The organism is Leclercia sp. EC_58, from assembly GCF_019584355.1.
Classification (GTDB): Bacteria; Pseudomonadota; Gammaproteobacteria; order Enterobacterales; family Enterobacteriaceae; genus Enterobacter.
The window spans coordinates 971,849-991,313 of record NZ_VDAM01000001.1; the positions used below are offsets into that span (position 1 = coordinate 971,849).

16 protein-coding genes, 2 tRNA genes, 1 rRNA gene and 1 riboswitch are annotated in these 19,465 nt (G+C 55.5%); of the genes, 7 read left to right on the forward strand and 12 right to left on the reverse strand.

Annotated elements, in window-relative coordinates:
- Window positions 1-16 precede the first annotated feature (16 nt).
- The gene (locus FHC51_RS04855; RefSeq protein ID WP_039031246.1) at window positions 17-355 is read right to left on the reverse strand and encodes a DUF413 domain-containing protein; all 339 of its coding nucleotides are present in this window, start codon (window positions 353-355) and stop codon (window positions 17-19) included.
- A 118-nt stretch (window positions 356-473) separates the two neighbouring features.
- Between FHC51_RS04855 and hdfR the strand changes: the two genes are divergently transcribed.
- Window positions 474-1,295 (forward strand): HTH-type transcriptional regulator HdfR, encoded by an 822-nt coding sequence (hdfR, locus tag FHC51_RS04860; protein ID WP_220435008.1) that lies wholly within the window; start codon window positions 474-476, stop codon window positions 1,293-1,295.
- A gap of 99 nt (window positions 1,296-1,394) precedes the next feature.
- Here hdfR and FHC51_RS04865 read toward each other — a convergent pair.
- The 5 genes from FHC51_RS04865 to btuB all read right to left on the reverse strand — a co-directional run bounded on the left by FHC51_RS04865 (window position 1,395) and on the right by btuB (window position 5,095).
- Window positions 1,395-1,470, reverse strand: a tRNA-Trp gene (locus FHC51_RS04865).
- A gap of 50 nt (window positions 1,471-1,520) precedes the next feature.
- Window positions 1,521-1,597 (reverse strand) — tRNA-Asp (locus FHC51_RS04870).
- 55 nt (window positions 1,598-1,652) lie between these two features.
- Window positions 1,653-1,768 (reverse strand): 5S ribosomal RNA (gene rrf / locus FHC51_RS04875).
- A gap of 677 nt (window positions 1,769-2,445) precedes the next feature.
- A complete protein-coding gene (gene murI / locus FHC51_RS04880; protein WP_220435009.1) occupies window positions 2,446-3,297 on the reverse strand; it encodes a glutamate racemase in 852 nt (283 codons plus the stop codon).
- Window positions 3,242-5,095: a TonB-dependent vitamin B12 receptor BtuB gene (btuB, locus tag FHC51_RS04885; protein ID WP_220435010.1), complete on the reverse strand. Its 1,854-nt coding sequence runs from the start codon at window positions 5,093-5,095 to the stop codon at window positions 3,242-3,244. The genes murI and btuB overlap by 56 nt, the downstream gene beginning before the upstream one ends.
- 65 nt (window positions 5,096-5,160) lie before the next feature.
- Window positions 5,161-5,336: riboswitch (cobalamin riboswitch) on the reverse strand.
- 103 nt (window positions 5,337-5,439) lie between these two features.
- Between btuB and trmA the strand changes: the two genes are divergently transcribed.
- On the forward strand, window positions 5,440-6,546 hold the full coding sequence (gene trmA / locus FHC51_RS04890; RefSeq protein ID WP_103825227.1) for a tRNA (uridine(54)-C5)-methyltransferase TrmA: 1,107 nt from the start codon (window positions 5,440-5,442) through the stop codon (window positions 6,544-6,546).
- 78 nt (window positions 6,547-6,624) lie between these two features.
- On the opposite strand, the gene FHC51_RS04895 is transcribed toward trmA, so the two are convergent.
- Window positions 6,625-6,984, reverse strand: coding sequence for a YijD family membrane protein (locus FHC51_RS04895; protein WP_103177480.1), 360 nt, complete (start codon window positions 6,982-6,984; stop codon window positions 6,625-6,627).
- A gap of 10 nt (window positions 6,985-6,994) precedes the next feature.
- Window positions 6,995-7,633, reverse strand: a complete 639-nt coding sequence (gene fabR / locus FHC51_RS04900) for an HTH-type transcriptional repressor FabR (RefSeq protein ID WP_032615233.1) — start codon at window positions 7,631-7,633, stop codon at window positions 6,995-6,997.
- Window positions 7,634-7,829: 196 nt separating this feature from the next.
- Here fabR and sthA point away from each other — a divergent pair, with 196 nt between their 5' ends.
- A complete protein-coding gene (gene sthA, locus FHC51_RS04905) occupies window positions 7,830-9,230 on the forward strand; it encodes a Si-specific NAD(P)(+) transhydrogenase (RefSeq protein WP_220435011.1) in 1,401 nt (466 codons plus the stop codon).
- On the opposite strand, the gene oxyR is transcribed toward sthA, so the two are convergent.
- From oxyR to argC, 4 genes are all read right to left on the reverse strand, one after another.
- Window positions 9,213-10,130, reverse strand: a complete 918-nt coding sequence (gene oxyR / locus FHC51_RS04910; RefSeq protein ID WP_103825228.1) for a DNA-binding transcriptional regulator OxyR — start codon at window positions 10,128-10,130, stop codon at window positions 9,213-9,215. The genes sthA and oxyR overlap by 18 nt on opposite strands.
- 291 nt (window positions 10,131-10,421) lie before the next feature.
- Window positions 10,422-11,795 carry an argininosuccinate lyase gene (gene argH, locus FHC51_RS04915; protein ID WP_114388288.1) on the reverse strand — a complete coding sequence of 458 codons (1,374 nt, stop codon included), beginning with the start codon at window positions 11,793-11,795 and terminating at the stop codon, window positions 10,422-10,424.
- 74 nt (window positions 11,796-11,869) lie between these two features.
- Window positions 11,870-12,646, reverse strand: a complete 777-nt coding sequence (argB, locus tag FHC51_RS04920) for an acetylglutamate kinase (RefSeq protein ID WP_220435012.1) — start codon at window positions 12,644-12,646, stop codon at window positions 11,870-11,872.
- A gap of 6 nt (window positions 12,647-12,652) precedes the next feature.
- The gene (gene argC / locus FHC51_RS04925) at window positions 12,653-13,657 is read right to left on the reverse strand and encodes an N-acetyl-gamma-glutamyl-phosphate reductase (RefSeq protein ID WP_159340314.1); all 1,005 of its coding nucleotides are present in this window, start codon (window positions 13,655-13,657) and stop codon (window positions 12,653-12,655) included.
- Window positions 13,658-13,745: 88 nt separating this feature from the next.
- Between argC and argE the strand changes: the two genes are divergently transcribed.
- The 4 genes from argE (at window position 13,746) to fsa (ending at window position 19,458) form a co-directional block, all read left to right on the forward strand.
- The gene (argE, locus tag FHC51_RS04930; protein ID WP_220435013.1) at window positions 13,746-14,897 is read left to right on the forward strand and encodes an acetylornithine deacetylase; all 1,152 of its coding nucleotides are present in this window, start codon (window positions 13,746-13,748) and stop codon (window positions 14,895-14,897) included.
- Between the two features lie 247 nt (window positions 14,898-15,144).
- Window positions 15,145-17,796 (forward strand): phosphoenolpyruvate carboxylase, encoded by a 2,652-nt coding sequence (gene ppc / locus FHC51_RS04935; RefSeq protein WP_103825233.1) that lies wholly within the window; start codon window positions 15,145-15,147, stop codon window positions 17,794-17,796.
- A gap of 100 nt (window positions 17,797-17,896) precedes the next feature.
- Window positions 17,897-18,667 (forward strand): AraC family transcriptional regulator, encoded by a 771-nt coding sequence (locus tag FHC51_RS04940; protein WP_114316392.1) that lies wholly within the window; start codon window positions 17,897-17,899, stop codon window positions 18,665-18,667.
- A gap of 128 nt (window positions 18,668-18,795) precedes the next feature.
- Complete coding sequence (gene fsa, locus FHC51_RS04945; RefSeq protein ID WP_220435014.1) at window positions 18,796-19,458, forward strand: fructose-6-phosphate aldolase; 663 nt, start codon at window positions 18,796-18,798, stop codon at window positions 19,456-19,458.
- Window positions 19,459-19,465 lie beyond the last annotated feature (7 nt).

Genomic DNA, 19,465 nt, shown 5'->3' on the forward strand with positions numbered 1-19,465 from the left:
CCGTAGCCCCTTTTTATTAATCGTCTGAATCGGTGTAGTCTTCCGCACCTTCCATCTGTGGTTTACCACCAGACAGAGTATGGAAACGCTTCGGACGCTTGATACGCGCCATATATTTGATCCATACGCGCTCCGCTTCCGTTACTGGCTCACGCTCGCCACGGCAGACGGCAACAAATGATTTTTCGTCTTCAGTGGAGGGTTCACGTTTTCCCAAATCCAGTTCATTGAAGGCATAACCATGGCGCTCAAGCAGTTGTGCCTCTTTGATGGTGAAATCACCATGGCGAGAAAATCCGCGTGGATAATTTTTGTTGTCGAAAAAACGATTAGTCGTCGTAAAGCTTTCCGCCATCCTACACGCTCCTATATCTTTGGCCGAGCTATTTATGGCGCGGAGTATTAGTTACGCTTGACAGAGCGTCAAACAAAACATTTAAATCATAACGACAAATAATTTTGCGGAGAATCCCGTGGATACGGAATTGCTAAAAACTTTTCTCGAAGTGAGCAGAACTCGCCACTTTGGGCGCGCCGCAGAAGCGCTTTATCTGACGCAGTCGGCAGTGAGCTTTCGTATTCGACAGCTTGAAAATCAGCTCGGTGTAAACCTTTTCACCCGCCATCGCAACAACATCCGCTTAACGCCAGCGGGAGAGAAACTTCTGCCGTATGCCGAAACGCTCATGAACACCTGGCAGGCGGCACGTAAAGAGGTTGCTCATACCTCAAAGCATAATGAATTCTCTATCGGTGCCAGCGCCTCGCTATGGGAGTGCATGCTTAGCCCGTGGCTGAGTCGGCTATATCGCTCTCACGGGCATCTGCAGTTTGAGGCGCGTATTGCGCAACGGCAGTCGCTGGTTAAGCAACTACATGAAAGACAACTGGATCTTCTGATCACTACCGAAGCACCGAAAATGGATGAATTCAGCAGCCAGGTTCTCGGGCAGTTCAGTCTGGGGCTCTATGCGGCCGAACCTTCCGCTCTGAAAAGCGACCTGAATTATCTGCGCCTTGAATGGGGCCCCGATTTCCAGCCGCATGAGGCGGGGTTGATTGCAGCGGACGATGTTCCAGTCCTGACAACCAGTTCTGCTGAAATAGCCTGCCAACAACTCGCAGCGCTTAAAGGTTGTACCTGGCTGCCACAACGCTGGGCCAGTAATAAACCAAATCTGTATGCGGTCACCGATTCAGCCCTGCTCCAGAGGCCGCTGTACGCTATCTGGCTTCAGAACAGTGACAAACAGGGGCAGATCAAAGATCTACTTAAAATCAACGTGATGGAGTGAATCAGCCTGTTGCAGGGACGCAATTAAAGGCTTAAAGAGGGGAAAGTTGAAATATTACAGGCAAAAAAAATCCTTCGCCGAAGCAAAGGATTCTTTATATGGCAGGGGCGGAGAGACTCGAACTCGCGACACCCGGTTTTGGAGACCGGTGCTCTACCAACTGAGCTACGCCCCTAAATTTCTTACTACTAAGCCTGCTAATGTAGCAGGCTTAGTTTAAATAAGTGGCGGAACGGACGGGACTCGAACCCGCGACCCCCTGCGTGACAGGCAGGTATTCTAACCGACTGAACTACCGCTCCACCGAATACTTCTGTAACTACCGGTTTATTGCCCCGGTTTACTACGTAATTTGATGCCTGGCAGTTCCCTACTCTCGCATGGGGAGGCCCCACACTACCATCGGCGCTACGGCGTTTCACTTCTGAGTTCGGCATGGGGTCAGGTGGGACCACCGCGCTACAGCCGCCAGGCAAATTCTGCAATCTGTATCAGCTGAAAATCTCACCTCGCCGGCGCTTTTCGCAGATTAGCACGTCCTTCATCGCCTCTGACTGCCAGGGCATCCACCGTGTACGCTTAGTCGCTTAACCTCACAACCCGAAGCTGTTTCACTTCGTGTTGTGAAAATTTGAGAGACTCGAACACACTTAACGTGTGTCGTTTCAATTTTCAGCTTGATCCAGATTTTTAAAGAGCAAATTAACCTCACAACCCGAAGCTGTTTCACTTCGTGTTGTGAAAATTTGAGAGACTCGAACACACTTAACGTGTGTCGTTTCAATTTTCAGCTTGATCCAGATTTTTAAAGAGCAAATATCGCAAACATGACTCGCAAGTCAGTTTTGAGATTAAGAATCCATGTCACTTTGAGTGCCCACACAGATTGTCTGATAAATTGTTAAAGAGCAGTGCAACGCGGCTTTCGCTCACCGTTGCGAGGTGGCGTATATTACGCTTTCCTCATTCAGAGTCAAGCGATTATTTCGCGCTTTTCTCTGCCGGGTATTCATCGCTGAACCCCGCTGACCCGGCGGCTTGTGTGCCGTTGTTCCGTGTCAGTGGAGGCGCATTATAGGGAGTTCTCCGGCGCTGACAAGAGCTATTTTAAAAAAACTTTTCAACTGCCTTTTTTTTGCACAAAAACGTGCTACACCGCTAGTTTTTCGAGCGTTTCGAAGCCATAACGATGTAAAACGGGTAAAAGTTGCTCAGTCTCAGCGGTCAATGCCATGCAATAAGCGATATTTGCGTCGGCAGATTTTGCATCTGGCGCTTCATGTTCAAGTAGCCACGCTGTGCGACGGGCAATCGCTGCCCCTGAATCCACCAGCCGGGTGCCTTCCGGAAGTACGGCCAACAGCTCTTCCTGCAGTAAAGGGAAATGCGTACAACCCAGCACCACCGTATCCGGCGGCTCCGCCATCCGCAGCCATGGACGCAGAACACGGTGCAGCTCGTCCAGCGAGACCGCTTTGCCGTGCAGTTTGGCTTCCGCCATCTCAACCAGCTCGGCAGAACCTAACATCGCAATCTGGCATTCATTTGCAAAGCGTTCGATCAGTTCGCGAGTATAAGGACGCTTAACCGTACCGCGCGTTGCCAGGAGCCCCACCACGCCATTTGCCGTCAGGCGCGCAGCAGGTTTGATCGCCGGGACCACGCCCACAACCGGGAACGGGAACTTTTCGCGTAAGGCAGGAAGGGAAACCGTACTGGCGGTATTGCAGGCAATCACCGCCAGTGCGAGGGGATACTGCTGTTGCACGGCGGTAACGATCTCAACGACGCGTTCAACAATAAACGCTTCGCTCTTTTCCCCGTAGGGGAAAGCCACGTTATCGAAGGCATAGATGTAATGAAGATCCGGCAGAAGTTGCCGAATCTCATCATAGACTGAAAGCCCACCGACACCGGAGTCAAACACCAGTACGGTGGGACGTGGGTCAGAAGGTGTAGCTGCCAGACAAGGTGTATTCCCGTCCTGCAGTTTCGTAGCCATAAACTGTCTCGTAGTCTTTATCGAACAGGTTGGCTATTTTACCACGAACTGTAAGGTGAGAGGTGACAGGATATGAAACTGCGAGATCCCACAGGCTTACCCCACCCATTTTCACTCGCTCTGAGGTGAACGTATCAGGATCGTACGCCACGTCATAACGGGTGCCCAGGTAACGGTAGGCCAGATTCCATTCGAGATCCCACACCTGCGTATCCAGCTGATACTTCACCTGCTGCTTCGAACGTCGGGCAAGCACTTCGTTCGTTTTGGCATTGCGCGGATCCACGTAGTCATAAGAAATCTGATGGCCTACCGGGCCAGTATCGAACTGCGCCGTGGCTTCAATACCTTTGATACGGGCTTTATCAACGTTGTAGTAGCGGAACGTACGCGGGTCGCTGCTGATCAGGTTGTCGATATCGTTACGATAACCCGATACGCGCCAGGTCACCGGGCCGGTCAGCCCCTCGAAACCGCCTTCCCACTGCTTGCTCTCTTCCGGTTTCAGATCCGGGTTGCCGTAGCTCGCACTGTGGATTTGGCTCATGGTCGGTGCTTTATAGGCGGTGCCGTAGGAAGCGATGATGCGATAACCGTCAATGAACTCCCATCCGGCGCTGGTCTGCCAGGTGTTATGGTTACCAAAGTTAGAGTTGTCATCATTACGCGCGGCGGCTTCCAGAGTGACGCTATCGAACTGCTGCATAGCAGACAGGAACACGCCAGTGTTGCGCTGCTCATAGCCTTTATCCAGATAACCCGTTCCCGCCTGGGTTTTTTGCTTCTGCCAGTCCAGACCGGCGCCGATATTGCCGTGGCCCACCGTGACGGTGTTCATCCACTGGGCAGTGTATTGCTTAACGTCATCCGTGGTGGCAGACGAAGCATAACGGCCTTTGCTCGGATCGTAGTTCTGGTCTTTACTGCGACCGTAACCGCCCACCAGCTGAGTCTGGTAAATCCCCTGGTGATAGCGCAGGCCGGTGTCCCAGTTCTGGCTGTAAAGCTGACGGGTGTCAGGCAGGCCATCGACCATAAAGTTGTCATCGTAGTGCTCATAGCCGTCATACGCCGTACGGTTGTCGTAGCCGAGGCCACGCACGAAACCGCTCAGGCTGTCAGTGAATTGCTGCTCAACGGAGCCAAACAGCGACTTACTCATAAAGCCGTCACGGTCGGGCTGGCGTGGCGCATCGGCCGCATCAATATCAAAGCCGCGGGTATAGGTATAGTTACCGCCCAGGGTAATTTTGGTTTTATCCAGCACCTGCTGGAAGGAGCCATCATAGGATTGATAACCTTTCGAGCCGACGCTGGCGGTGATTTCCGCCCCTGGCGTGTCCCGACCCGTAATGATGTTAATCACGCCGCCAATCGCATCTGAACCATACAGGGCCGAACGCGGGCCACGGATGTATTCAACACGCTGAATGAGTGAAACGGGGATTTGGCTAAGATCCGGTGAGTTACTGATCCCAGCGTTATTCAGTGGAATGCCGTCAATCAGCACCAGCACATGGCGGGATTCCGTCCCGCGAATAAAGGTAGAAGAGGTAGCACCCAGGCCGCCGCTTTGGGCGATATCCACACCCGGTAAGCGCGACATCACTTCAACGACGCTTTTTGCCTGCCAACGCTCGATATCTTCCCGGGTAACGACAGAACTCGGAGCCAGAACGGTATTTGCAGGTTGTGCAACACGGTTTGCCGTCACCACCAACGAGTCTGCGCCATCCTGCGCCCAGCCCGAAAATGCCGTGACGGAAAGCGCCGTCAACAGCGATACTTTTTTAATCATTGTAAAAGCATCCACAATATAAGAAGGATGCCGCAGGCCCCATCGATAGCACGCGATGATGAAACCAAATGCGACGTGATCCCGGCAGGTCTTCGGGCTAGGTGGCGTTTATTGGATGTAGACTTCCCATTTTCACAGTGTCTGTTAACTCATCCCGCCAGTCTTTACCGCTGCGCGTCAGCTCCAGATTTGCACTGGATTCCCTTTTCACTCATAAGAGACCGGAAACATAATGCTACATTTAGACACGTATAGATGTCCAGACTGCCGTTGACCATTAAGGCTGGACATCCCCTGTACAATCCCTACAATCCCCGCGTAATTCATCATCAACAGGAAGCATCATGACCCCAGAACACCTCCCGACAGAACAGTACGACGCGCAACTGGCAGAGAAAGTCGTCCGTCTGCAAAGTATGATGACGCCTTTTGCTGCGCCTGCGCCTGAGGTGTTCCGCTCCCCGGTTAGCCACTACCGTATGCGTGCCGAATTCCGCATCTGGCACGACGGCGACGACCTGTACCACATCATTTTCGATCAGCAGACCAAAAGCCGGATCCGCGTGGACAGTTTCCCGGCGGCCAGCGAGCTGATTAACCAGTTGATGACGCTGATGATGGATGGCGTGCGTAATAATCCGCTGCTGCGCCATAAGCTCTTCCAGATCGACTACCTGACCACCCAAAGCAATCAGGCCATCGTCTCGCTGCTGTACCATAAGGCGTTGAACGACGAGTGGCGCCAGGCCGCGGAAGCCCTGCGTGATGCGCTGCGCGCGCAGAACATCAATGTGCATCTGATTGGCCGCGCAACCAAAACCAAAATCGCACTGGATCAGGACTATATAGACGAGCGCCTGCCGGTTGCCGGAAAAGAGATGATCTACCGCCAGGTGGAGAACAGCTTTACGCAGCCGAACGCGGCGATGAACGTGCAGATGCTGGAGTGGGCGCTGAATGCCACCGAGGGCTCAACCGGCGATCTGCTGGAGCTGTACTGCGGTAACGGCAACTTCTCGCTGGCGCTGGCGCGTAACTTCGACCGCGTACTGGCCACGGAAATTGCCAAGCCGTCGGTTGCCGCCGCGCAATACAACATTGCAGCGAACCACATTGATAATGTGCAGATCATTCGCATGTCGGCGGAAGAGTTTACTCAGGCGATGAACGGCGTGCGGGACTTTAACCGTCTGCAGGGGATCGATCTGAAGAGCTACCAGTGTGAGACCATTTTCGTCGACCCGCCACGTAGTGGGCTGGACAGCGAAACGGAGAAGATGGTGCAGGCGTACCCGCGTATTCTTTATATCTCCTGTAATCCGGAGACCTTGTGTCAGAACCTGGAAACATTAAGCCAGACGCACAAGGTTGAACGTCTGGCTCTGTTCGATCAGTTCCCGTACACGCACCATATGGAGTGCGGGGTGTTACTGACGGCTAAAAACGCGTAGGCCGGATAAACGAAGCGCCAGCTGGCGCTTTTTGGCAGGTGGCGCTGCGCTTACCTGCCCTACAGAACGGCAAGATGATTACTCTGGCAGCTGCTGCTTACGGTTACGCATTTTAATGCCGATCCAGAACACCAGCGCCACCGACAGCACAGCCGGCAGGAAGTTAGAGCCAATGTCCGGGTACTCAGCTCGCACCACGGTGCTATACAGCAGGACGCCCAGCACAAAGAACGCCGCCGACAATGCCGGTAACCCCACCGGCATGGTGCGATTCTGATAACGCTGATGGAGACAGTACACCGTCAGCACCAGAGAGATCATCGGGAAAACCGAGAACGGTACAATAGAGCTAAAAAGCGCTGCGAACGTACCGTTAATGGATAAGCCAGCGATCAATGCCAGCAATAATGTTCCTTTATCCTGTCCTGTCTGTTTCATTACTCACCTTTCACTCATCGGATTGATGCGCCAGTTTTTCTTGTTCACGGCGATACCAGTAATAAGCCCCTTTAGAGATCATCCGCAGTTGCAATACCAGTCGCTCTTCGAGTTGCTTGCGTTGTTCAACGCTCACATCCAGTGCTTCGGCGCCCGCACTGAAGACTATTGTTACCATCGCCTCGGCCTGCGCCTCAGTGAAGGCGCGCGGCATATGGTTTTCGAGTTCAAGATAGTCGGCAAGTTCCGCAATAAAATGCTGAATCTCGCGGGCCACGGCGGCACGAAACGCGGCCGAGGTGCCTGAGCGTTCCCGTAACAATAAACGAAACGCGTTGGGATTATTGCCGATAAATTCCATAAAAGTGGAAACAGAGGTGCGGATCACGCTGCCCCCTTTGGCGATACGCTGACGCGCCTGGCGCATCAGCTGGCGCAGCATCAGCCCGCTCTCATCCACCATGGTCAGACCCAGTTCATCCACGTCACGGAAGTGACGATAGAAAGAGGTAGGCGCAATCCCGGCTTCGCGTGCGACTTCTCGCAGGCTCAGACTGGCAAAACTTCGCTCAGCACTCAGTTGACTGAATGCAGCTTCTACCAGCGAACGCCGGGTTTTCTCTTTTTGTTGTGCTCTTACGCCCATCACGATAGTTGAATCCTTCCAAAGGCCCGCAGGCACTATACCAGAGAATAAAATTAATCGGATTACCTGGCTTACAGAATGAAGGTTTACATGTTGTTTGTGCTCCACCGCGCGAAAAGAGCACAACGATAATTGGGTTATCCTGTCAATGATGTTACTATTCTGTTGCTTTTATGTATAAGAACAGGTAAGCCTTACCATGTCACATTCCTACGATTACGACGCAATTGTTATTGGTTCCGGCCCCGGCGGCGAAGGCGCTGCTATGGGACTGGTTAAACAGGGAGCCAGAGTAGCGGTTATTGAGCGCTACCATAACGTTGGCGGCGGTTGTACCCACTGGGGCACCATCCCTTCCAAAGCCCTCCGCCACGCCGTCAGCCGCATTATTGAATTTAACCAGAACCCTCTCTACAGCGATCACTCCCGTCTTCTTCGTTCCTCCTTTGCCGATATCCTGAATCACGCGGATAACGTGATTAATCAGCAGACGCGCATGCGCCAGGGTTTTTATGAGCGCAACCACTGCGAAATTCTGCAGGGCAGCGCGCATTTTGTGGATGAACATACGCTGGCGCTGGAGTGCCATGACGGTTCTGTTGAGACCATCACCGCAGAGAAATTTGTGATCGCCTGCGGCTCACGCCCGTATCGCCCGGCCGATGTCGATTTCTCCCACCCGCGCGTGTACGACAGCGACTCCATTCTGAGCCTGCACCATGAACCGCGCCATGTACTCATCTACGGCGCCGGGGTGATCGGCTGTGAATATGCCTCTATCTTCCGCGGTATGAACGTGAAGGTCGACCTGATTAACACCCGCGATCGTCTGCTGGCCTTCCTCGATCAGGAGATGTCTGACTCGCTCTCGTATCATTTCTGGAACAGCGGCGTGGTGATTCGTCACAACGAAGAGTACGAGAAGATCGAAGGTTGCGATGATGGCGTCATCATGCACCTGAAATCCGGCAAAAAGCTGAAAGCCGACTGCCTGCTGTATGCCAATGGCCGTACGGGTAATACCGATTCGCTGGCGCTGGAAAATATCAGTCTGACCACCGACAGCCGCGGGCAGATCAAGGTGAACAGTATGTACCAGACCGCCCTGCCACATATCTATGCCGTGGGTGACGTGATTGGTTATCCAAGCCTGGCGTCAGCGGCTTACGACCAGGGGCGCATTGCCGCTCAGGCGCTGGTGAAAGGCGAAGCGACAGCACACCTGATCGAAGATATTCCGACAGGCATTTACACCATTCCGGAGATCAGTTCTGTAGGGAAAACCGAACAGCAACTGACGGCCATGAAGGTGCCTTACGAGGTGGGTCGTGCCCAGTTTAAACATCTGGCGCGGGCGCAAATCGTGGGAATGAGCGTCGGTACGCTGAAGATTTTGTTCCATCGCGAGACGAAAGAGATCCTCGGCATTCACTGCTTCGGTGAACGCGCCGCGGAAATTATCCATATCGGCCAGGCGATCATGGAGCAAAAAGGTGGTGGTAACACCATCGAATACTTTGTTAATACCACCTTTAACTACCCGACCATGGCGGAAGCCTATCGGGTAGCGGCGCTGAATGGCTTAAACCGCCTGTTTTAAGGTGCTGTCGAAATGGCCATCCATTGCACCACGGATGGCCTCCGCCAGCTGCTCATAGCGGCTGCGCAGCGGTGAACCCGGACGATAAACCAGGCCAATGGTACGCCGCGGCTCCGGCTTGATGCATGGCAGATAGACCACGCCATCACGCTTATGTTCACGCGGCACGGCCAGCGCAGGCAGCAGCGTAATACCGCTTCCCGCCGCCACCATGTTACGCAGCGTTTCCAGGCTGGTTGCGCGGAAGTGGGTATCTTCATCGGCACCGGCTTCAAAACAGAAGCCCATCGCTTGATCGCGCAGGCAGTGACCATCTTCCAGCATCAGCAGCTTTTCACCGGCCAGATCGGCCATCGGCACGCGATCGCGGCTCGCCCACGGGTGATCCTCATAGATCGCCAGCATCATCGGCTCATCAAACAGCGGCACTTCGATAAAGGCTTCGCTCTCTTTGACCAACGCCAGAATGGCACAGTCGAGCTTACCGCTATCTAACTGCGCCAGCAGCTGATGGGTTTGCGCTTCATGCAGGTACATTTCGAGTTTAGGGAAGGTCTGATGCAGCAAAGGAATAATATGCGGCAGCAGGTACGGGCCAACGGTTGGGATCAGGCCAATATGCAGCGGGCCGGACATTGTCTCCCCCTGCTGGCTTGCCATTTCCTTGAGCACTTTGACCTCGCGCAACACGGTGCGCGCCTGATCCACCAGCAGCAGGCCTGCCTGGGTGAACAGCACTTTACGACTGGTGCGCTCCAGCAGCATTACACCAAGCTCGTCTTCCAGCTTACGGATCTGACCGCTAAGGGTTGGCTGGCTGACGTGGCAGGAGTCTGCCGCGCGGCGAAAATGGCGGTGTTCGGCTAACGCCACCAGGTATTCAAGATCACGAATATTCATTATTCATCCTCCGTCGCCACGATAGTTCATGGCGATAGATAGCATAGCAATGAACGATTATCCCTATCAAGCATTCTGTTGAATAATGCATCACAGAGACGAGGCGGCACCGATTACCCTTGAAGTCCTGTCCCGTCTTACGAGTTTCTCTCAAAACTCGCACAACTAAAGCCAACGTGAACTTTTGCGGACCCCGTGGTCCGCTTTTTTTTGCGTAAAAAAGCCCAACACAGGGTTGGGCTTTGGTTTGTAGGTCGGATAAGGCGAAGCCGCCATCCGACATATCAGGCATCACACCAGACGGGTTTTCGCATCCGCAATGGCCTGCGCCACCTGTTTCGGTGACACGCCGCCTTTTGCCGCACGCTTGTCCAGACAAGACTGCAACGCCAGGATCGGATAGACATCATCGCCAATCACGTTGCTGAATTTCTGCAGATCGGCAAGCGGGAGATCTTCCAGCGCTTTGCCCTGACGAATCGCTTCCACGACCGCTTCACCGACAATATGGTGCGCTTCACGGAACGGAACGCCTTTCGCCACAAGATAGTCCGCCAGCTCGGTGGAGTTGGCATAGCCCTGCTGGGCGGCTTCCTGGCAGCGCGGGCGTTTCACCTGAATGCCGTCCAGCACCAGGGTCGCCATATGCAGACAGTCCAGCCAGGTGTCCAGCGCATCGAACAGCCCTTCTTTGTCTTCCTGCATATCTTTGTTGTAGGCCAGCGGCAGCCCTTTCAGGGTCATCATCATCCCGGTCAGCGCACCCTGCACACGGCCACACTTACCGCGGATCAGCTCCAGCGCATCCGGGTTTTTCTTCTGCGGCATCAGGGAAGAGCCGGAGGTCACGCGATCAGACAGCTCAACAAATCCGGCTTCACCGGAGTTAAAGAAGATCAGATCTTCGGCGAAGCGCGACAGATGGACCATGCCGATAGAAGCGTTGGAGAGCAGCTCCAGCACATGGTCACGGTCGGATACGCTGTCCAGGCTGTTACGGGTCGCAGAGGCAAAGCCCAGCCAGCCCGCCAGCTGTTCACGGTCGATTTCATAGGCGGTGCCGGCCAGCGCGCCGCTGCCCAGCGGGCTCACGTCCAGACGCTTTAAGGTATCCTGCAGGCGGCTTTCATCGCGCGCCAGCATCTCTACATAGGCCAGCGACCAGTGAGCAAAGGTGACAGGCTGCGCACGCTGCAGGTGGGTATACCCCGGCATCACCGCATCCTGGTTATTCTGCGCGGTCTCCACCAGCGCACTCTGCAACTGACGGTTAGCCGCCAGCAGTTCCGCCACGGTCTCTTTACACCACAGCTTCAGATCGGTTGCCACCTGGTCGTTACGGCTACGGCCAGTGTGCAGCTTTTTACCCAGCTGGCCGACTTTGTCGATCAGTTTGCCTTCCACCCAGCTGTGAATATCTTCGGCATCGCTTTCAAGGATTTGCTGCGGGTTAAGGCGCACCTCTTCCAGCAGATTGTTCAGCGCCTCTTCCAGCTGCAGCTGTTCGTCTGCGGTCAGCACGCCAACGGTGACCAACGCTTTGGACCAGGCCACAGAGCCGACGATATCCTGTTCGGCCAGGCGGTAGTCGAAGCGCAAAGAGTCGTTGAACTGTTTGAACCGTTGATCCGCTGCCTGTGTAAAACGCCCACCCCAAAGTGCCATAACATCGTTCCTTTATTCGTTAGTTCTGCCGGGTGGCGTTGCGCTTACCCGGCCTACGGTCATTCATTAAAAACTTACGCTAAAATACGCGTGCCAATCGGCGTGCCGTTAAACAGCGCCGGAAGCTGCTCCGCGTGACGCCAGGAGGCGATATCCACCGGACGGCCCAACGTGCGCGCCGCATCCAGCGCGGCGTTCACTTTGACAATCATGCCGTCGGTAATAATGCCCTGATCAATCAGCTGCTCGGCTTTTGCCGCGGTCATCTCCGCAATGCGCTGGCCTTTGCCGTCCAGAATGCCGCTCATGTCGGAGAGCAGGATCAGGTCTGCGCCCAGCGTTGCCGCCAGGGCGGTTGCCGCCTGGTCAGCGTTGACGTTCATCAGTTGCCCCTCTTCGGTCACACCGATAGAGCTGACGACAGGCAGGAAACCGCCTTCCAGCAGTGTATTAATCAGTTTTGGCGAACCCGGCTGGGCCAGGCCAACGTGGCCAAGCTCTTCATCGAGCTGGGTCACCTTAACGCTGTCGCCATCGCCCAGGTAGAGACCCACGGAGGCGATATGGTGTTTCTTCGCCCATGCCAGCAGGGTTTTGTTGGCTGTCCCCGCCAGCGCACCGGTAATGATGTCGATCTGGTCGGCAGGCGTGACGCGCAGGCCGTTCTTCTTTTTCACCGGCAGGTTCAGGCCTTTCATTAACTCATCGACCACACAGCCGCCGCCGTGAACAATCACCAGCGGGCGTTGATGTGACTCGCGATAGTTAACCAGCGCGGTAAACAGACGCTCCAGCGCTTCTTCGCTGTCCAGCAGTACACCACCAAGCTTGATAATTAATGGGTTCATCATCACACCTTAAATAAGAGACTGCGTTTCAGCATAGCCAAAACGAATATTTGCGCACTGCATTGCCTGGGCGGCAGCGCCTTTCAGTAAGTTATCTTCTGCGGCCACCACAATCAGGTGCTCGCCCTGCACGGCAAAACCGATATCGCAGAACGGCAGGCCGACCACATTTTTCAGCGCGGGCACGCCTTTGTCATAGAGACGCACCAGCGGTTTATCCGCATACGCCTGGGTAAAGGCCTCGCTCACCTGCTCTTTGGTCACGCCAGGCTTCAGGCGGCAGGTGATGGTTTCGAGGATCCCACGCGGGAAACTGCCCAGGTGCGGCGTGAAAATCACCTCCGCGCCCAGATGGGTAGTGATTTCCGGGTGATGGCGGTGATTGAACACGCCATACGGCTGCAGGCTCACTTCACAGAAGCTGTTGGAGATAGCCGCTTTGCGTCCTGCCCCGCTCACGCCGCTGGTGGCGTTGATCACCGGCCACTGGTTCAGATCCAGCAGGCCCGCGTCGATCAACGGCTTCAGGGAGAGCTGCGCCGCCGTCGGGTAGCAACCCGGTACGGCAATCAGGTTCGCTTCTTTCAGTTTGTCTGCGCTCCACTCCGCCAGACCGTAGACTGCCTTTTCAAGCAGGTCCGGATGCTGATGGGTGAAACCGTAGTATTTTTCATAGAACGCGGCGTCGTTCACGCGGAACGCACCGGAGAGATCGAATACCACGCAACCGGCCGCCAGGAACTGCGGCGCCAGGTCGTGGCTGACTTCGTGAGCGGTGGCTAAAAAGACCACGTCCACGCCGTCGGTAAATTCGCTGATATCCGACATTGGCTGCAATGGCAGATCGACAATCCCTTTAAGCTGTGGATGTAAATCGGAAATTAACTTTCCTGCATCATTGCTTTGCGCTGAGACAGTCAAAGCGGTTATGGTCATATGAGGATGGCGATTCACGTAGCTTACAAGCTCTGCGCCCGCATAACCGCTAGCGCCTACAATCAGCGTATTCAACATCGGGTTCCTTTATGCTCAACGTTAATGTATTTTTATTCACATTTATTGCATGAATATTGATACTATCACGACCTAAGGTGTGTCAACAATGAAAATGAATTTACCGCCATTTATCGAGATCTACCGCGCCCTGATTGCCACGCCGTCCATCAGCGCAACGGAAGAAGCGCTGGATCAGAGTAATGAGACTTTAATCAATCTGCTGGCAGGCTGGTTCAGCGATCTCGGGTTTAAGGTGGAGGTTCAGCCGGTCCCGGGAACCCGTAATAAATTTAACCTGCTCGCCAGTACCGGTCAGGGTGCGGGCGGCCTGCTGCTGGCAGGGCACACCGACACCGTGCCGTTTGATGACGGCCGCTGGACGCGCGACCCCTTCACCCTGACCGAGCACGACAACAAGCTCTACGGGCTGGGCACCGCCGACATGAAAGGATTTTTCGCCTTTATCCTCGACGCGCTGCGTGACGTTGACGTGACCAAACTGAAAAAGCCGCTCTACATTCTGGCCACCGCCGATGAAGAGACCAGCATGGCCGGGGCACGCTACTTCTCGGAAAACACGGCGATTCGTCCGGATTGCGCCATCATCGGCGAGCCAACATCTCTGCAACCGATTCGCGCGCATAAAGGCCATATCTCCACAGCGGTGCGCGTGCTGGGCCAGTCCGGCCACTCCAGCGATCCGGCGCGCGGCGTTAACGCCATTGAACTGATGCACGACGCCATTGGCCGCATCATGACGCTGCGCGACGATCTGAAGGAGCGGTATCACTACGATGCCTTCACCGTTCCTTACCCGACGCTGAACCTCGGCAGCCTGCATGGCGGCGACGCGTCTAACCGTATCTGCGCCTGCTGTGAACTGCATATGGATATTCGCCCGCTGCCGGGCATGACCCTGAGCGACCTCGACGGCTTGCTGAACGAAGCGTTGGCCCCGGTGAGCGAGCGCTGGCCGGGCCGCCTGACGGTCTCTGAGCTGCATCCGCCAATCCCGGGTTACGAGTGCCCGCCGGACCATCAGCTGGTGGAAGTGGTGGAAAAACTGCTCGGCGAGAAAACCGACGTGGTGAATTACTGCACCGAAGCGCCGTTTATTCAGACCCTCTGTCCGACCCTGGTGCTTGGCCCAGGCTCCATCAACCAGGCCCACCAGCCGGATGAGTACCTGGAAACCCGCTTTATCAAGCCAACCCGCGAGCTGATCGCTCAGGTTGTGCATCACTTCTGCTGGCATTAATGACTGTTCCCCTCTTTCGCGAGAGGGGAAAAATCTCATGATCTTCGTCACATTCTCATAAGCATCTCTTATCTGACGCAAAGCGAATTAAATTTCGTAAATTGCCCCTATTTATTCGTTTGCTGAACCGTTTTCGCAGCAATTGACGACGGGGGTTTTACGTGGCTTTATAAAGGGAGATGACAAAATAATGTCCGCGAGATGGCTTTACGGGCATAAACAAAAATGATGGGGTGACTGGGTTTTTATGAACGAACAATATTCCGCGTTGCGTAGTAATGTCAGTATGCTCGGCAAGGTGCTGGGAGATACCATCAAGGATGCGTTGGGCGAGAACATTCTCGATCGCGTTGAAACAATCCGTAAGCTGTCTAAATCTTCCCGCGCGGGTAACGAAGCCAATCGTCAGGAGCTGCTCACCACGCTGCAGAACCTCTCCAACGACGAACTGCTCCCTGTTGCCCGTGCCTTCAGCCAGTTCCTGAACCTGGCAAACACCGCCGAGCAGTACCACAGCATTTCGCCGAATGGCGAAGGGGCCAGCAACCCGGAAGTGATTGCCCGCACGCTCAGAAAACTCAAGGACCAACCCGATCTTAACGAAGCCACCATCAAAAAGGCCGTCGAGTCCCTGTCGCTGGAGCTGGTGCTCACCGCCCACCCAACCGAGATCACCCGTCGTACCCTGATCCACAAAATGGTGGAGGTGAACAACTGCCTGAAGCAGCTGGATAACAAAGAGATCGCTGATTACGAACGTAACCAGCTGATGCGCCGTCTGCGCCAGCTGATTGCCCAGTCCTGGCATACCGATGAAATTCGTAAGCACCGTCCAAGCCCGGTTGACGAAGCCAAATGGGGCTTTGCGGTAGTGGAAAACAGCCTGTGGGAAGGGGTGCCAAACTACCTGCGCGAGCTGAACGAGCAGCTGGAAGAGAACCTCGGCTATCGCCTGCCGGTGGATTTTGTGCCGGTGCGCTTCACCTCCTGGATGGGTGGCGACCGCGACGGCAACCCGAATGTGACTGCTGACATCACCCGCCACGTACTGCTGCTGAGCCGCTGGAAAGCCACCGACCTGTTCCTGAAAGATATTCAGGTGCTCATCTCTGAGCTGTCGATGGTTGAAGCCACCCCAGAACTGCGCGAGCTGGCCGGCGAAGAGGGTGCCAGCGAGCCGTACCGTTATCTGATGAAAAAGCTGCGCGGCCAGTTGCTGGCGACACAGGCCTGGCTGGAAGCCCGCCTGAAAGGCCAGCGTCTGCCGAAGCCAGAAGGACTGCTGAGCCAGAACGAGCAGCTCTGGGATCCGCTGTATGCCTGCTATAAATCGCTGCAGGCCTGCGGTATGGGCATCATCGCCAACGGCGAACTGCTCGACACCCTGCGCCGCGTGAAGTGTTTTGGCGTGCCGCTGGTACGTATCGACGTGCGTCAGGAGAGCACCCGTCACACCGAAGCGCTGGGCGAGCTGACCCGCTATCTCGGCATTGGCGACTATGAAAGCTGGTCAGAAGCTGACAAACAGGCCTTCCTGATCCGCGAGCTGAACTCCAAACGTCCGCTGCTGCCGCGCAACTGGGAGCCAAGCAACGAAACCCGCGAAGTGCTCAACACCTGCAAAGCGATCGTTGATGCGCCGAAAGGATCGGTGGCCGCCTATGTGATCTCCATGGCGAAGACCCCATCCGACGTGCTGGGTGTTCATCTGCTGCTGAAAGAAGCGGGCATCGACTATGCCCTGCCGGTGGCGCCGCTGTTCGAAACCCTTGATGACCTGAACAACGCTAACGACGTAATGACCCAGCTACTGAATATCGACTGGTATCGCGGCTTTATTCAGGGCAAACAGATGGTGATGATTGGCTATTCCGACTCCGCAAAAGACGCGGGCGTAATGGCAGCATCCTGGGCGCAGTATCAGGCGCAGGACGCACTGATCAAGACCTGCGAGAAAGCCGGTATTGAACTGACCCTGTTCCACGGTCGCGGCGGCTCTATCGGTCGTGGCGGTGCGCCAGCGCATGCGGCGCTGCTTTCCCAGCCGCCGGGCAGCCTGAAAGGCGGTCTGCGTGTGACCGAACAGGGCGAGATGATCCGCTTTAAGTACGGCCTGCCGGAAGTGACCATCAGCAGCCTGTCGCTCTACACCAGCGCGATCCTCGAAGCCAACCTGTTGCCGCCGCCAGAGCCGAAAGCCGCCTGGTGCCATATTATGGACGAGCTGTCGGATATCTCCTGCGATATGTATCGCGGCTACGTGCGTGAAAACAAAGATTTCGTGCCTTACTTCCGCTCGGCGACACCGGAGCAGGAGCTGGGTAAACTGCCGCTCGGTTCCCGTCCGGCCAAGCGTCGCCCGACCGGTGGCGTAGAGTCTCTGCGTGCCATCCCGTGGATCTTCGCGTGGACGCAAAACCGCCTGATGCTCCCGGCCTGGCTGGGTGCCGGTGCCGCGCTGCAAAAAGTGGTGGACGACGGCAAGCAGAGCGAACTGGAAACCATGTGCCGCGACTGGCCGTTCTTCTCTACCCGTCTGGGCATGCTGGAGATGGTCTTCTCCAAAGTCGACCTGTGGCTGGCGGAATACTACGACCAGCGCCTGGTGAAACCGGAGCTGTGGACGCTGGGTAAAGAGCTGCGCGAACTGCTGGAAGGCGACATCAAAGTGGTGCTGGCTATCGCCAACGATTCCCACCTGATGGCCGATCTGCCGTGGATTGCGGAGTCTATCCAGCTGCGTAACATCTACACCGACCCGCTGAACGTTCTGCAGGCAGAGCTGCTGTACCGTTCGCGTAAAGCGGAAGAAGAGGGTCAGGAGCCAGATCCGCGCGTGGAACAGGCGCTGATGGTCACCATCGCGGGCGTTGCGGCGGGGATGCGTAACACCGGCTAATGGGTTCCGCCGGGTGGCGCTTGCGCTTACCCGGCCTACAAAGGCATCACGCAGGCCCGGCAAGCGCAGCACCGCCGGGCATTACCTCAGAACCTCCACTATGCACCACGATATCACCTCTATTCTGACTGACCTGATAAAGGGTACGCCGCCGCTGCGTCAGGTGCATTTTGCGCCTTTGGCCGAACGGGTTCCGCATACTTCTCCTCGTCTGGTCATTGTTCCTGAAGGCGAAACGCATGATGCGGTCTTCTCTTCCGTCGGGTTTATTGACGATCTTCCGTCCGTCACCCTACTCAGCATCAGCTTCGGTAAGCAGCAGCTGACGATTCAACTCCAGCGTGACAGTACCGTTTTATGCCAACAGCAGGTTGCCAGGCGCGGCCCGAGAACGGGTGCCTTTCTGCTGCAAACGCTCGCGGAGTTGCAGATGCAGCCGGATGAACAGGAGACGGCCAGACTGGTGGTGTTAAGCCTGCTAAGTCACTGCCGCGATCTGCTGGGCAGCGATATCCACACCGCCTCCCGCAGCCGGGCGTTGTTCGAAGCCCTTCGTCGCTATATCGAAGAACACCATGCCTCCCCACTTACCCGCGAGTCGGTGGCACAGGCGTTTTATATTTCACCGAACTACCTTTCTCACCTTTTTCAAAAGACCGGCAGCGTTGGGTTTAATGAATACCTGACCCACGTTCGTCTCGAACATGCCCGGCATTTGCTCAAAGGCTACGATCTGAAAATTAAAGATATCGCCGCGCATTGCGGCTTTGCCGACAGCAACTACTTCTGTCGACTGTTTCGCAGGCACACGGAGCGCTCGCCTTCGGAATATCGCCGCCAGTATCACAGCCAGCTCACTGCCAAAAACTAGCATTGTGATCGTCCTCTCACTTCGCTAAGGACCTTACATTTGTCCAGTATTTGGCAAATTTGACTTCTGGTTCACGCCATCTGGCCCGCCGTATCCTTAATTCATACCCGCTGACTTAAGGAAAAATAATGGAACTGTATCTGGATACCGCCAACGTGGCGGACGTTGAACGCCTTGCCCGCATCTTTCCCATTGCCGGTGTGACCACCAACCCGAGCATCATTGCCGCCAGCGGAGAGCCGCTCTGGGAAGTCCTGCCGCGCCTGCAGAACGTCATCGGCCCGCAGGGCATCCTGTTCGCCCAGACAATGAGCCGCGACGCCGAAGGGATGATTGCCGAAGCCAGACGCCTGCGTAAAGCGATCCCCACTATTGTGGTCAAAATTCCGGTTACCGCTGAAGGACTGGCCGCGATTAAAGCCCTTAAAAAAGAGGGTATTACTACGCTCGGCACCGCAGTTTACAGCGCCTCACAAGGTTTGCTGGCGGCGTTAGCCGGGGCGAAATACATCGCGCCCTACGTCAATCGCGTGGATGCCCAGGGGGGCGACGGGATCCGCACGGTACAGGAACTGCAAAGCCTGCTGGAAATGCATGCGCCAGGGAGCAGCGTGCTGGCCGCCAGCTTCAAAACGCCACGTCAGGCGCTGGACTGCCTGCTCGCCGGTTGTGAAGCGATCACCCTGCCGACTGATGTAGCGCAACAAATGCTCAATACGCCAGCGGTAGAGTCAGCCATAGACAAGTTTGAGCAGGACTGGAAAAACGCGTTTGGTAGCCTCAACCTGTAAAGGAGAC